The 13,773-nt window shown below is 62.9% G+C and carries 17 protein-coding genes; 10 read left to right on the forward strand and 7 right to left on the reverse strand.

The window, feature by feature from the left end:
* Positions 1-107 precede the first annotated feature (107 nt).
* From ACR0LD_RS12650 to ACR0LD_RS12670, 5 genes are all read left to right on the forward strand, one after another.
* Entirely contained in the window at positions 108-641 is a 534-nt protein-coding gene (locus tag ACR0LD_RS12650) for an invasion associated locus B family protein (RefSeq protein ID WP_170342134.1), read from the forward strand.
* Between the two features lie 162 nt (positions 642-803).
* Positions 804-971, forward strand: coding sequence for a hypothetical protein (locus ACR0LD_RS12655; protein WP_170342136.1), 168 nt, complete (start codon positions 804-806; stop codon positions 969-971).
* 87 nt (positions 972-1,058) lie between these two features.
* A complete protein-coding gene (locus tag ACR0LD_RS12660) occupies positions 1,059-1,436 on the forward strand; it encodes a lysozyme inhibitor LprI family protein (RefSeq protein WP_480637251.1) in 378 nt (125 codons plus the stop codon).
* 89 nt (positions 1,437-1,525) lie between these two features.
* Positions 1,526-2,713 (forward strand): dual-specificity RNA methyltransferase RlmN, encoded by a 1,188-nt coding sequence (gene rlmN / locus ACR0LD_RS12665; RefSeq protein WP_480637253.1) that lies wholly within the window; start codon positions 1,526-1,528, stop codon positions 2,711-2,713.
* Positions 2,714-2,929: 216 nt separating this feature from the next.
* The gene (locus ACR0LD_RS12670) at positions 2,930-3,550 is read left to right on the forward strand and encodes a cytochrome P460 family protein (RefSeq protein WP_170370147.1); all 621 of its coding nucleotides are present in this window, start codon (positions 2,930-2,932) and stop codon (positions 3,548-3,550) included.
* Here ACR0LD_RS12670 and ACR0LD_RS12675 read toward each other — a convergent pair.
* The 3 genes from ACR0LD_RS12675 to ACR0LD_RS12685 form a co-directional block, all read right to left on the reverse strand.
* Positions 3,532-5,211, reverse strand: coding sequence for a U32 family peptidase (locus ACR0LD_RS12675; RefSeq protein ID WP_170433922.1), 1,680 nt, complete (start codon positions 5,209-5,211; stop codon positions 3,532-3,534). The genes ACR0LD_RS12670 and ACR0LD_RS12675 overlap by 19 nt on opposite strands.
* An 84-nt stretch (positions 5,212-5,295) precedes the next feature.
* The gene (locus ACR0LD_RS12680; RefSeq protein WP_170341224.1) at positions 5,296-5,640 is read right to left on the reverse strand and encodes a hypothetical protein; all 345 of its coding nucleotides are present in this window, start codon (positions 5,638-5,640) and stop codon (positions 5,296-5,298) included.
* Positions 5,637-6,566, reverse strand: a complete 930-nt coding sequence (locus tag ACR0LD_RS12685) for a DnaJ C-terminal domain-containing protein (RefSeq protein WP_480637255.1) — start codon at positions 6,564-6,566, stop codon at positions 5,637-5,639. Before ACR0LD_RS12685 ends, ACR0LD_RS12680 begins: the two co-directional genes overlap by 4 nt.
* A gap of 179 nt (positions 6,567-6,745) precedes the next feature.
* On the opposite strand from ACR0LD_RS12685, the gene ACR0LD_RS12690 reads away from it, so the two are divergent.
* Positions 6,746-7,129 carry a hypothetical protein gene (locus ACR0LD_RS12690; protein WP_093964407.1) on the forward strand — a complete coding sequence of 128 codons (384 nt, stop codon included), beginning with the start codon at positions 6,746-6,748 and terminating at the stop codon, positions 7,127-7,129.
* A gap of 3 nt (positions 7,130-7,132) precedes the next feature.
* Here ACR0LD_RS12690 and ACR0LD_RS12695 read toward each other — a convergent pair whose 3' ends face one another.
* Both ACR0LD_RS12695 and ACR0LD_RS12700 read right to left on the reverse strand, forming a co-directional pair.
* Positions 7,133-8,239 carry a cystathionine gamma-lyase gene (locus ACR0LD_RS12695; protein ID WP_480637257.1) on the reverse strand — a complete coding sequence of 369 codons (1,107 nt, stop codon included), beginning with the start codon at positions 8,237-8,239 and terminating at the stop codon, positions 7,133-7,135.
* Between the two features lie 3 nt (positions 8,240-8,242).
* Positions 8,243-9,085 (reverse strand): LOG family protein, encoded by an 843-nt coding sequence (locus ACR0LD_RS12700; RefSeq protein ID WP_093964208.1) that lies wholly within the window; start codon positions 9,083-9,085, stop codon positions 8,243-8,245.
* A 79-nt stretch (positions 9,086-9,164) separates the two neighbouring features.
* On the opposite strand from ACR0LD_RS12700, the gene ACR0LD_RS12705 reads away from it, so the two are divergent.
* The 3 genes from ACR0LD_RS12705 to dapD all read left to right on the forward strand — a co-directional run bounded on the left by ACR0LD_RS12705 (position 9,165) and on the right by dapD (position 11,674).
* Entirely contained in the window at positions 9,165-10,082 is a 918-nt protein-coding gene (locus tag ACR0LD_RS12705) for a threonine/serine dehydratase (RefSeq protein WP_170364204.1), read from the forward strand.
* Between the two features lie 45 nt (positions 10,083-10,127).
* Positions 10,128-10,727, forward strand: a complete 600-nt coding sequence (locus ACR0LD_RS12710; protein WP_170459874.1) for a GntR family transcriptional regulator — start codon at positions 10,128-10,130, stop codon at positions 10,725-10,727.
* A 119-nt stretch (positions 10,728-10,846) separates the two neighbouring features.
* On the forward strand, positions 10,847-11,674 hold the full coding sequence (dapD, locus tag ACR0LD_RS12715; RefSeq protein ID WP_149775516.1) for a 2,3,4,5-tetrahydropyridine-2,6-dicarboxylate N-succinyltransferase: 828 nt from the start codon (positions 10,847-10,849) through the stop codon (positions 11,672-11,674).
* Positions 11,675-11,746: 72 nt separating this feature from the next.
* On the opposite strand, the gene ACR0LD_RS12720 is transcribed toward dapD, so the two are convergent.
* The gene (locus ACR0LD_RS12720; protein WP_480637260.1) at positions 11,747-12,178 is read right to left on the reverse strand and encodes a GFA family protein; all 432 of its coding nucleotides are present in this window, start codon (positions 12,176-12,178) and stop codon (positions 11,747-11,749) included.
* Positions 12,179-12,314: 136 nt separating this feature from the next.
* Here ACR0LD_RS12720 and ACR0LD_RS12725 point away from each other — a divergent pair, with 136 nt between their 5' ends.
* Positions 12,315-12,662 (forward strand): hypothetical protein, encoded by a 348-nt coding sequence (locus ACR0LD_RS12725; protein ID WP_093964213.1) that lies wholly within the window; start codon positions 12,315-12,317, stop codon positions 12,660-12,662.
* Here ACR0LD_RS12725 and ACR0LD_RS12730 read toward each other — a convergent pair.
* Entirely contained in the window at positions 12,659-13,717 is a 1,059-nt protein-coding gene (locus ACR0LD_RS12730; protein ID WP_170406216.1) for a transporter substrate-binding domain-containing protein, read from the reverse strand. The genes ACR0LD_RS12725 and ACR0LD_RS12730 overlap by 4 nt on opposite strands.
* Positions 13,718-13,773 lie beyond the last annotated feature (56 nt).

A 13,773-nucleotide genomic window follows, 5' to 3' on the forward strand; every position in this document is an offset into this window, starting at 1 on the left:
TGTATGTCGGCAATCATCCGGATGCGCAACTGCAACAGACGGACCGTCAGGGTTCGCGGCCTTCCGGGATGGAGTTGAGGTGTGGGTCGAGCCAGGAGGCTGAACGAATGAAAACAATGCTCGCCCGCGTATGCGCGGGCCTTTGTGTGGCAGGGATGGCCACGACAGCGATCGCCCAGCAGGCGACCAGTACGAACCGTGTGTCCGCTCAGACTGATTGGAGCGTGTTCGTCGAAGACGATCCGACCGAGTGCTGGAGCGTATCCGCCCCCAAGGAGACCGTGAATACCCGCGGTGGCCGTGTGGTATCGGTGCGTCGCAGCGACATTTTGCTGTTCGTGTTCTATCGCCCCAACGCCGAGGTCAAAGGTCAGGTGACATTCACCGGAGGCTACCCATTCGCCCCCGGGTCCACGGTGAATCTGGAAATCGACGGGTCCGAGTTCGAACTGTTCACCGAGGGCGAGTGGGCGTGGCCCGCCAGCGCCGCGGATGATGCCAAGATCGTCACGGCGATGAAGCGCGGGACCGAGGCCGTGTTGACCGCACGGTCCGAACGCGGGACCCAGACCAAGGACACGTTCTCGTTGCTGGGCTTTACCGCAGCCATCGAAGACGCCGAGAAGCGCTGCACCAAGTAACTGCCCAACCAGTCCAGATCTCAAGCCCCGCCAAAATGGCGGGGTTTTGCGTTTTTGTGCCATCCGTTTACGCAACGTCGGCACCAAAACTTGATCCGCATCAAGGCTGACGGACTCAATTTCTGAACCAATCTGTTCAGACAACGAAGAAGGAGTCCAGACATGTCGACCAAACCCCTTATTGCGGTTCTGATTGTTGCAGCGGCAACTCTGAGCGCGTGCGAGAAATCCACCGAAACCTATCCGGTCACGGGCGAGCAATGCGGCCCGAATGATCCGGTCAAGACACTGGATGCCGAGGACTGCTACATCCCGCCAGCCGGGGTGTGATCGCCCGCTGCACCTAAATCGTGCCCAAGCCTGACCGCTGTGCTAAGCTCTGTCTGAAACCGTGGGTAGACAGGCGAGGAGACGGACATGCGTTGGGTTTGGGCAGCAATTCTTCTTCCGGTATCGGCATTTGCAGACCCGGCGCTTGAATGTGCCGATGCCGGATCTCAGGTCGAGATCGGGACATGCGTCGGTCGGGCCGAAACCAATGTCGAGGCCGCTTTGGTCGAGGCCTTTGGGTTCGCGGTCGATGCGGCGAAGGAACTGGACGAAGTGACGGGTCGGGCTGTTGCTTTGCCGGCGCTTGAAACTTCTCAAGAGGCCTGGAAGACCTACCGCGATGCGCAGTGCGAAGCAGTTGGCGCGTCTTTTGGTGGTGGATCCGGAACGGGCATTGCGATCACCTCGTGCCGGGTCGAGTTGGGGCGGGCCCGTGTCACCGAGCTGTTGCGGCTCCTCGACTGACATTCGGACAGGTTCGCACGAATCCTTTTGATCTTTGGCAGCGTTCCTATATAGAGGCGCATCCCAAGCCAGAACGCCCGAGAACCGCCATGTCCGCCAAAGCGCCGATCACCCAGGATGTCATGACCATTCCCCGCAAATTGCCCGAGGGAAAGATCAACCTTGTGGGCCTCACCCGCGACCGGCTGCGCGAGGTTTTGATCGAACATGGCACGCCTGAAAAGCAGGCCAAGATGCGGGTGAACCAGATCTGGCAGTGGATCTATCAATGGGGCGTGCGCGACTTCGACCAGATGACCAATCTGGCCAAGGCCTATCGCGCGCAGCTGGCCGAGAATTTCGTGATCGAAATCCCCGAGGTCGTCACCCGACAGATCTCGTCCGACGGCACCCGCAAATACCTGGTGCGCATCGCCGGCGGGCACGAGGTCGAGGTCGTCTACATCCCCGAAGAGGATCGCGGCACGCTGTGCATCTCGTCGCAGGTGGGCTGCACGCTGACCTGTTCGTTCTGCCACACCGGAACGCAGAAGCTGGTGCGCAACCTGACCGCGGCCGAGATCATCGGTCAGGTGATGATGGCGCGCGACGATCTGGACGAATGGCCCACTCCGGGCGCGCCCAAGAACGAGACGCGCCTGCTGTCCAACATCGTGCTGATGGGCATGGGCGAGCCGCTCTATAATTTCGAGAACGTCCGCGATGCGATGAAGATCGCGATGGATCCCGAGGGCATTTCCCTGTCGCGTCGGCGCATCACCCTGTCGACCTCGGGTGTGGTGCCCGAAATCGCCCGCACGGCGGAAGAGATCGGCTGCCTGCTGGCGATCTCGTTCCACGCCACCACGGACGAGGTGCGCGATGTTCTGGTCCCGATCAACAAGCGCTGGAACATCGAGGAACTGCTGCAGGCGCTGGCCAGCTATCCCAACGCGTCGAATTCCGAGCGGATCACCTTTGAATACGTGATGCTGGACGGCGTGAACGACAGCGACGAGGACGCCCATCGCCTGATCGACCACATCAAGCGCCATAACATTCCGGCCAAGATCAACCTGATCCCGTTCAACGAGTGGCCCGGCGCGCCCTACAAGCGCAGCTCGAACAACCGGATCCGGGCCTTCGCAAACATCATCTATCAGGCCGGCTATGCCTCGCCCATCCGCAAGACGCGGGGCGAGGACATCATGGCCGCCTGCGGTCAGTTGAAATCGGCCACCGAGCGCGCGCGCAAGTCGCGCCGCCAGATCGAGGCCGAGGCCGGGCTGAAAGGTTGATCCGATGCCCGCGGGTTCGCGGGCAAATGGTCTGTAATTCTACGGCTGAATTTGGTAGTCTTGAGCCATGAGAGGTGCGCGGTTGCGCGCACGTAAAATCTGCGCACAAGACGGTGAGTTGGACAGTCCGGTTCTGGTGCGTTTCGTCCAGTCCGCTCATATTTGTCGGGGAAATCTGCGGAATTCAGGCAAGCCTTGAACAGGGTGGGCCAATACATGAACGCACTGACGAACCTGTCCACGATCTGCATGACCGCCGTATTGGTGGCATCGGGCGCCGCCATTGCATGGGCGCAATCCAACGAGACCGAGGCGCATCTGGCGATCGAGAACCCGGCGGACCTGAGCAAAGAGGACGCGCAGCAGCACTATCGCGCCCTCAGGAAACAGATGGATCGCGGCTATGCCACCGCGCATCTGGATCAACTGATGAACTATCAGAACTGGCCGTTGTTCAACGACGCGCCGTACCTGTCGGCCACGCATGGGCAGCGCTACGTCAACAGCTATGCCAACCGGATGGCCCACAATTACGGCACCTTGCAACCGGGGGAAAAGCTGCCCGTGGGCTCGGTTCTGGCCAAGGACAGCATGACCGTCACGGATGAGGGCCGGGTGCATCCCGGCGCCCTGTTCGTGATGGAGAAACTGCCCGAAGGCACCAGCCCCGACACCGCCGACTGGCGCTATGTCATGGTGATGCCCGACGGGTCTCTGTTCGGTGACACGATGGGGGATCGCGCGGGGGCGGTTGCCTATTGCCATGACTGCCACGAAGCGGTGGCTGACCGCGACTATACGTTCTTCGTGCCCGAGGATTACCGCGTCGGCAACTGATCGCGGGCCGCGTCGCCGGGCAGTTTCAGGGCGGCGGCCTCGCGCCGGCTGAGCTGCTCTCCCTGCTTGCGTTTTGACAGAACCTCGCGCGCCAGGGCGTATTTGTCATCCTGCCAGAAGATCAGGCAGCCGTTGCACCCCTTGCCGCAACAGCCCTCGGTGCCCACGCGGTTGGTCTTGAACCGGCGCTCGGTGCCGTCCTGACCGATCTTCTCCACCAGCTCGTCCCGGCGGCGGGCATAGGCGGCTGGATTGTCGCGCCCCGAGGTTTCCAAGCCCTGCACCAGCTTGTCAAAACGGATGCGGCTCCAATGTTCGTCGGTCAGGGCGCGCTCCTTGCGCAGGACCGAATATACCGGGAAACGGGCGCGCAGGTCGTCGGGGTCTTCGTGATCGAACAGGGCAAACGGCAGGCGGATCACGGTTTTCGTGCTGCCATGCACCACGTCCAGCCTGGCGCCGTCACTGGCGCGCTCGAATTCGTAGACGCGCAGCAGGACCGTCTCGCGCGAGATGGGCGAGACGAAATCCAGCACGTCGCCGGGTTCAAGCTTGTTCTTCACTTCGACCAGGAAGGCATCCTCGGTCACGTCGGTCACCAGCCCGGCATATTCCCATTGGGCGATGGTCGCGGTGTGTTCGTAATCATGGGCGTAATTGGTCAGCCGCCCTTCGTGAAAGGCCAGCGTGTAGCCGCGGTTTCCCACGGTCTCCAACTCGCGCATGTAAGGCTTCGGGTCCCAGTTCTCGGGGTCGGCATAGTAATCGTCGATGGCCATGCGATAGGCGCGCGCGACGATGGCGGCATAATATTCCGACTTGCCGCGCCCCTCGACCTTGAGGCTGTCGACGCCGATCTTCAGGTATTCGTCCAGCTTGGGCATGATGCACAGATCGCGCGAATTGAGGATGTACGAGCCGCGATCATCCTCTTCGATCGGCATCAGTTCACCCGGGCGGCAGCCTTCTTCCAGCAGGAATTCGAACAGGTCGGCGTTTTCCTCGGTGATCCGCAGTTCCTGATGGGTGCCGTTCTTCAGCCGCAGCTTCAGCGCATAGTTCCAGCGGCAGGAATTGGCGCAGTTGCCCTGGTTGGCGCCACGTTCCGCCATGAAATTCGACAGCAGGCAGCGGCCCGAATAGGTCATGCACATGGCGCCGTGCACGAAAGCCTCGAGCCGGATGTCGGGGCATTTCTCGCGGATTTCCACCAGTTCGGGGTAGGAAACCTCGCGCGCCAGAACCACCAGTTCCGCGCCCTGATCCTGCCAGAACTTCACCGACAGCCACGAACAGATATTGGCCTGGGTCGAGATATGCAGCGCCAGTTCGGGCGCGCGGTCGCGCACATACTGGAACACGCCGGGGTCGGCGATGATCAACCCGTCCGGCCGTACCTTGCGCACGGTGTCGATGTATTCGTCCAGCTTGGGGATGTCCTTGTTGTGCGAAAACAAGTTCAGCGTCAGATAGGCGCGGCGGCCATGCGCGTGGCAGAACTCGACCCCTTCAATCACCTCGTCCAGCGAAAACTCGGACTTGGTGCGCAGAGACATGTCGGGCGTGCCCAGATACACCGCATCCGCCCCGTACAGGATGGCCAGTTTCAGCTTGCGCAGATTGCCTGCAGGCATCAGCAATTCCGACTTGGTCCGTGTCATCGCATCACCCGGTTCCGACTCGATGGCGCCTTCTAAGGCAAAACCACCGAGTCCAGAAGGGCAAACCTGCCTTGCAGACAGGTCCTAGCCGCGGCGGAACCGCGCTGTTCCGATCCGTTCGACCAGCTGGCTGCGGACCGGGTCGGGTTGGGCGTCGATGGCGCGCAGCACCTCGCGCAGTTCTGCCCGCAGGCCGTGCATCTGGTCGATCAGCGACAGCACCATCGACAGGGCGTCGGGCTCCATCTCGTACTGGTCATCCAACTCGCAAGCCAGTTGCAGGCGCGCCATGTCCAGCCGCTCGTAGACCAGCCCCTGGTCGGACTGGCGTGGGATCACGATCCGGGCGGACAGGAACCGGGACAACCGCTCTGATGTCAGGTTCTGGACGGCTTCGATCAGTTCGGCTTCGGTCAGAGAACGGGTCATGCCGGCATTCCTTTCCGCGGGTCATAGCTGTGCGACTTGCGCCAGTTCTGCATGAACTGCTTCAGTTCGTCGTCGATCTTGTCGGGCAGCACTACGCTCAGCTCGATCAGCTGGTCGCCGCGTTTGTCCGAGCCGCGTTTCCTGACGCCTTTGCCGCGCAGGCGCAGGGTCTTGCCGCTGCTTGTGCCCTCGGGCACGGTCACGTTCACGCGGCCGTCGATCGTGGGCGCGGGGACCTTGCCGCCCAGAACGGCCTCGTCGATGGTGATCGGCAGGGTGATGCGGATGTCGTCGCCCTCGCGCTTGAACACCGGGTGTTCGGCCACGCGGATCGTGACCAGCGCGTCGCCCGGCGGCCCCTCGCCATAGCCCGGCGCGCCCTTGCCACGCAGGCGGATGGTCTGGCCGTCGGTGATGCCGGCGGGGATCTTCACCTCGATCCGGTCGCCACTGGGCAGGGTCAGCTTTTGCGTGGCGCCAAAGACGGCATCCAGGAAGCTGATCTGCAGGCTGTAGTTCACGTTGTGACCGGGCGCATGAAACTCGCGCGCACGCCCCCCGTTGAAGCCTCCGTTGCCACGGTTGCCGAAGAACTGGGCAAAGATGTCGGACATGTCGTCGTCCTCGACCCCGCCGCCCGCGCGATAAGGGTTGCCCGCGGTTTCCGCATATTCACGGTAATATTGCTGCTGCGGGCGCTCCTGGCCCGAGGCGTCGATCTCGCCCCGGTCGAATTTTGCCCGGGTTTCGGGATCCTTCAGCAGGTCATAGGCTGCGGCGGCGGCCTTGAACTTGGCCTCGGCCTTGGCGTCCCCGGGCTTGAGGTCCGGGTGGCAGGCCTTGGCGATGCGCCGGTAGGCTTTCTTGATTTCGGCGGCACTGGCGTCTTTCGAGACGCCCAACACCGAATATGGATTGTCGCTCATATATCGCTCGTTTCTGATGGGTTGCGCCAGTGGATGTTGTTGGCAGTTAACCTTTCAGATTGTGTCGTGTCATGGAATTTCAACAGGACCGAATACCGAGAAGATTGAATTTTCTCGAAAAATTCCGGCATCCTGATAATATCCGCATGTTTCGAACTGTTGCGGATGGAGTCAAACGCATGTCACGCAGAATCAAGTCGGCCCTGGCCCTGTTGGCGGGCAATGCCATCGGTCTGTTGTTGGCCAGCCTGTTGCTGACCGGCTTTTCGATCAAGCCGGTGTCCTTCATCGTGGTGGTGATCGTGTTCACCCTGGTTCAGGTCGTGGCCGAGCCATTGATCCTGAAGATCGGGGAAAAGAACGTGCCGGCGCTGAAGGGCGGCATCGCGCTGGTGGTCACCTTCGTGGGCCTGTTGATCACCGATCTGGTCGCCGCAGGGCTGACCGTGGGCGGTATCTCGAACCTGTTGGCGGCGACGCTTCTGGTGTGGCTGGGCGCCTTGATCGCCGGGGTTCTGCTGCCGATCTACGTCTTCACCGAACTGCGCGAGCCCAAGAAATAAGGCTCAGGCCAGCGCATTTAGGCTGTCGTTCAGAGCCTGCCACAGCTCGTCCACTGGTTCACACCCGACCGACAGGCGCACGAAACCGGGATCGACCTGATCCCCCCAGCGCGCGCGCCGCTCGGCCGAGCTGTGCACGCCACCGAAGGACGTGGCCGGGCGCAACAGCGGGCAGCCATTGATGAACCGTTCGGCCTGGTCTTCCGAGGCCAGCGTGATCGTCAGCAGAAAGCCGAACCGTGCGGTCTGTTTTCGGGCCAGATCGTGCGACGGGTCCGACGGCAGGCCTGGATAGCGGGTCTGCGTGACCGCCGGATGATCGGCCAGCCGTTCGGCCAGAACCTGCGCCGAGCTGCTCATGCGGTCGAACCGGACGTCCAGCGTCTCCAGCCCGCGATGCAGTAGCCAGGCCTCATGCGGGCCGGGGATCGCGCCCGAGACGCGACGCCATTCCTCGACCCGTTCCATGATCTGGGCATCGCGGCTGGCCACGTGGCCCATCAGCAGGTCGGAATGCCCGCCCATCGCCTTGGTGTCCGAGGCGACGACGATGTCGATGCCCAGGTCCAGCGGGCGCTGTCCCAGCGGGGTCAGCGTCGTGTTGTCGGCGATGGTGATGCCACCCGCGGCGCGGACGTCGCGGGCCACCTGCGCCAGGTCGATCATGTCGAGCCCGGGGTTGGAGGGGCTTTCGACGAAGACCACGTCGAACCCGTCGAACCCACCCTGCGCAAATGCGGTCGTTGGGCGCTCTTCGACCGACACGCCCAGCGGGGCGAGGAACCGGTCGGCCAGCAGGCGGGTGACATAATACCCGTCCGACGGGATCAGGATGCGCGACCCCGCGCGCACGGTCGCGAACAACGCCGCCGAAATTGCACCCATGCCGGACGGAAAAATCAGGCAGGGTGCGTCTTCGAGATGCGCCAGCACATGCTCGACCTGTGTCCAGGTCGGGTTGTCCACCCGGCCATAGGTCGGGTGACCGTCCGGCGCGCCGGGCAGGTGGAACATGCTGCTTTGGGTCAGCGGCAAGGCCACCGGTTCGCCTTTGCTCAGGGCATTGCCGCGCAGATGCAGCATCTCACCTGTCTTGGGGGTGCGCGCCATCGCTCAGCGCCCCGGAATGTCGTCGCGCGGCGGGGCGGGTTCCCAGCGCTCGATGATGTCGACCGCCTCCTGCGCGGTATCGACAAAGCGGAACAGGTCCAGATCCTCTTCGGAAATGGTCCCGGCATCGGCCAGCGCTTCCCAATTGATCACCCGCTCCCAGAACTCGCGCCCGAACAGCAGGAACGGCACGCGCTCCATCCGGCCGGTCTGGATCAGGGTGAGGGACTCAAACAACTCATCCATCGTGCCGAATCCGCCGGGGAAGATGGTGATCGCACGGGCGCGCATCAGGAAATGCATCTTGCGTATGGCGAAATAGTGGAAATTGAAGCTCAGCTCAGGGGTGACATAGGCATTGGGCGCCTGCTCGTGCGGCAGCACGATGTTCAGCCCGATCGAGCAGCCACCGGCATCCTTGGCGCCGCGATTTCCGGCCTCCATCACGCCGGGGCCACCGCCGGTGACGATGACGTTCTCGCGGCACCCGCTTTGCTTGGATTTCTCGGTCATCAGCCGGGCGAATTCGCGCGCCTCGTCATAGTATTGCGACAGACCGGCCAACGTGGCCGTCCGGGCGCTGTCCTTTTTGGCCGGTTCCGGGATTCGCGCGCCGCCGAACATCACGATGGTCGACGTGATCTGGCGTTCGGCCATGATCATTTCGGGCTTCAGCAGTTCCAGTTGCAGACGCACGGGCCGCAGTTCCTCGCGGCACAGGAAATCGTCATCGGCAAAGGCCAGCCGGTACGAGGGCGAGCGTGTCTGCGGCGTGTCGGGGACTTCGCTTGCGGTCGAGCGGTCGGTATGCGCATCGCGGAAAGGGCTGAGGCGGTCTTCTCTCATTGCTGGGGGTTCCCTGCTTGCGTGTTTTTCAAACAGCTATAGGGTTCGCGGGCAGAGTGCCAGTCACGGAAAGACGAGAATGGATTGGAAGACTGAAATTTCGGCCGCAGCCGAACGCATCAATGGCCACGCGCAGGTGACACCGGTCATGACAAGCGACGCGCTGGGACTGGCGCAGCCGGTCGAGATGAAGCTGGAGCATTTCCAGCACACCGGCAGTTTCAAGGCGCGCGGGGCGTTCAACACGTTGCTCAGCCTCGATGTGCCGGCGGCAGGGGTCGTGGCCGCCTCGGGCGGGAATCACGGTGCGGCTGCGGCCTATGCTGCGCGGGCGCTGGGCCATCCGGCCAAGATCTTCGTGCCCGAGATGGCCGGCCCCTCCAAAATTGCTCTGATCGAACGGATCGGCGCGGATCTGAGCGTGGTGCCGGGTGAATACGCAAACGCCCTGGCGATGGCGCGTGAACACGAAGATCGAACAGGTGCGATGCAGATCCATGCCTATGATGCGCCGGCCACCGTGGCCGGGCAAGGCACCTGTTTTGCCGAATGGGACAGCCAAGGCCTTCAAGCCGATACCGTATTGGTGGCGGTGGGCGGCGGCGGGCTGATCGCGGGGGCGCTGGCCTGGTTTCAGGGCGCGCGCAAGGTCGTTGCGGTCGAGCCGGAAACGTCATGTGCCTTGAACGCGGCGTTGCAGGCCGGAGCGCCCGTGGATGTGTCCGTTTCCGGCATAGCTGCCAACGCGCTGGGTGCGCGGCGGATCGGCGACATCTGTTTCGGGCTGGCGCAGCGGATGACGTCGGTGCTGGTCAGCGATGACGCGATCGCCGAGGCGCAACAGCGCCTGTGGCAGGCGCATCGCATTCTGGTCGAGCCGGCGGGCGCGACGGCCCTGGCGGCCTTGACCTCGGGCGTCTACACGCCGGAACCGGGCGAACGGGTCGCGGTTCTGGTCTGCGGGGGCAATATCGCACCTGACCCTCTGACCGCCTGAATTTGCGCCTTGAGGCCCGAGCCTTGGGATTATAGATAAAATCCCATGACCGCCACGATCGCAGATTCCATCTATGACCGGCTCAGCCAGCGCATCATCACGGGCGAGCTCCCCGCGGGTGAGAAACTGCGGCAGGACCATATCGCGCGGGCGTTCGACACCAGCCATGTCCCGGTGCGCGAGGCGCTGTTGCGGCTTCAGGCGCATGGCCTGGCCCACAGCGAACCACGGCGCGGCATGCGCGTCACCGCGTTGGACCCGGCCGAGGTGCGCGAGGTGATCGAGATGCGGGTGGCCCTGGAATCGCTGGCCCTGCAACATGCGATCCAGAATTTGACACCGGCGGATCTCAAGGCGGCCGACAAGACCCGCATCGCCTGCGACGAGGCGCAGGACATGCCCACATGGGAAACCCGGAACCGCGCCTTTCATCGGGCGATCCTGACACCCTGCGCGCGGCCGCGCCTGCTGCATACGATCGACGATCTGCATATCGCCAGCGCCCGCCATCTGTTCGCCCATTGGCGTCACCGCTGGGTCCAGCGGAAAGACACCGACCACGCCGCCATCGTGCAGGCGATGAAGCGCCGCGATACCGCCACGGCCACAGCGATTCTGGTGCGCCATATCCGCCGCGCCAGCTGAGACCGACGGGTTTTCGCGCCGGGTGGCCGCAAACGGCTCCGCCAACGTCGCATTGCGCATTGGCCCCGGCTTTCATATAGGCAACACCAACCAAACGAGAGTCAGCACGGAGTTACCCCATGTCCAACGCCCAACTGGAAACCGCCATCGAGGCCGCATGGGAGGCCCGCGACACGATCACGCCCGCCACCACCGGTGAACAGCGCGAAGCGATCGAGGACACGCTGAACGCGCTGGACAGCGGCACGCTGCGGGTCGCCGAGAAGCAGGCCGATGGCAGCTGGCATGTGAACCAGTGGGCCAAGAAGGCGGTTCTGCTGGGCTTTCGCATCAAGGACATGGAAATTCAGTCCGGCGGCCCGCAGGGCGGCGGCTGGTGGGACAAGGTCGACAGCAAATTCGCCGGCTGGGGTGAAAACCAGTGGCGCGCGGCCGGTTTCCGCGCGGTGCCCAACTGCGTGGTTCGCAAGTCGGCCTATATCGCGCCGGGCGTGGTGCTGATGCCGTCTTTCGTGAACCTCGGCGCCTATGTGGACGAAGGCACGATGGTCGATACCTGGGCCACCGTCGGGTCCTGCGCGCAGATCGGCAAGAACGTCCACCTGTCCGGCGGCGTCGGCATCGGCGGCGTGCTGGAACCCATGCAGGCCGGCCCGACCATCATCGAGGACAACTGCTTCATCGGCGCCCGCTCCGAGGTGGTCGAGGGCTGCATCATCCGCGAGGGCTCGGTTCTGGGCATGGGCGTCTATATCGGCCAGTCCACCAAGATCGTCGACCGCGAGTCGGGCGAGGTGTTCTATGGCGAGGTGCCGCCCTATTCGGTGGTGGTGTCCGGTTCGATGCCGTCAAAGAACGGGATCAACCTGTACTGTGCGGTGATCGTAAAGCGGGTGGATGAAAAGACCCGCTCGAAGACCGGGATCAACGAGCTGCTGCGCGATTGATCGCAGGCATTGTTCAAAGTTCCAAAGGTCGCGGCTCTGGTCCGCGGCCTTTTTTGTTCGGCAGGGTCGGACCTATCCCGTCTTGTAGTCGGCAAGATCCTCGGGCGCGTGCAGAAGGGTGCCTTCGTATTTCGGCAAGTCATCGCGCAGTTCCAGCCAGGGCAGCTTGCTTTGATAATTGACGTGAAAGGTTGGCGCAAAGTCCACAGGGTCTTCCAGTGAGGCCGCGTACAGGTGCATCCCGCCTTCATAGTGGTCGGCCTCGAACCCCATCGGAGAGCCACAGGTTGCGCAGAAATGTCGCTGGACGCCTTTCGAACTGGCGAAACTACGCGGTGTTGCGGCGGTCCATCGGAAATTGCGCAAGGGTACGCCCAACCACGCGACCACGGGCGCGGCGCAGTTGCGGCGGCAATCGTCACAATGGCAGTAGCAGCTCCAGGTCTCGGCGCCCTCAAACTCCCAGCGGGTTTCACCGCACAGGCAGCGGCCGCGTTTGGTCATGATGTCCTCCGTCGTTTTTCGCGACCAGTCTGACTGGACGGTGGGCCTGAGCGCGTCAAAAAACGACACGGCATCCGGGAACCGCGTCCAGCTGCCATGCTTGACCATCGACCGGCCCCCGGCTAAGGCCCACGGCATGGAAAAGCAAAAGAAACCCTCGCGCCAGCAGGTCTATACTCTGTTGGTCCAGATTGGCCGCAAGGATGGCGACGGCCTGCCCGAAGGCGCCACCGGCGCGGCGCTTATGTGCTATGCCAGCGGAGTGGACGAGGCCGAGGCCGTGCGCGAAACCGTGGCCATTCTGAAACAGGCCGATACGGCTCCACTGGACGTAACCGGCTATGGCACCCTGGCCGAGCGCGAGGCGCAGGGGCACGAGATCGACCCCGACGAACGCGCTCTGATGCAGAGGGCGCTTGAGGAAAACGCGGTTATTGTTGCGCAGATGACGCCCTTCTTCGGCGACAAGCCCGAAGGCGCCTAGCGGCGCGTGCCGAACCACTTGCGATAGATCTGGTCATAGGTGCCATCTTCCCGGAGGCCCAGAAGCGCCTGGTTCACATCCTCGACCAGAGGTGACCCGGTCGGGAAGACGATACCGTAATTCTCGCGCAGGAAGACGCCGCCGGTCATTGCCGCAATCTTGCGGCCTTCATGTGCGGCGAAATACGACAGGATCGGCGCGTCGAACACGACGGCATCCAGGTCCCCATCCTTGAACGCGGTCAACATGCTGTCCAGGTCTTCGTACCCGGTGAATTCGACCTCGCGCCGGTTCAGGAAACTGGCGGCGGTCGAACCCGAGATTGTCCCGACCTGTTTGCCGTACAGATCATTGACCGAGTTGATGTTGCTGGTGATCGCATCCACCGTCATGACCGAGGTGATCCTTGCGGTGAAAACCGACACGATGAACAGCGAGGATACGACCAGGATCACACCCAGAATTCGCCCGAATGGGGTCCGGGGCATCCGCTCTTCAAATCCGCCATTGACCACCAGGTTCAACGCCCACCAGAAGGATGGGAACCAGGCCTCGTTCAGGTCGCGGTCGAAATAGGGTTGGGATCGGCGTTCGAACCCCCACATCAGCATGCCGCCACCCAGCAGGATGGCAAAGGCCAGCCCGATGGCGATGAACAGCTCGCGTGACAGCAGCGCCTGCATCAAGGACGGGCTGCGCGCCGCGTCTGATGGTACCATGATCTGAAGGCCCGCTTCGAAAATCGGTTGGCTAAAATCCATCCGGGCTTCTCGGCCTGCGGTGATCGAAATATTCGCGATCGCCATGTCGGCTTCGCGGTTCTCGACCGCCGACAGCATGTCCCCGAACGCGTCGACTCGAACGACCGTGTATTCCCAGCCCAGTTCTTCAGCCAGCGCGGCCAGCAGGTCCATTGAGAAGCCGGTGCCCTCGCCCTCATCCACATACGAGAACGGAGGACGCTCCACCGTCGTGACCGTCAGAGTTTCGGCTTGGCTGTGTTGTGCAAAGACCGCGAAGGTCAGGCAGATCAATGCGAAAAGGGCGCGCGTCATGGCTGGTTCACCTGTTTCGCGGCGCTCTAGCGCAATTTGCCATGGCGCGGCAAGGT

It is taken from the genome of Ruegeria sp. BF8 (genome assembly GCF_056538625.1).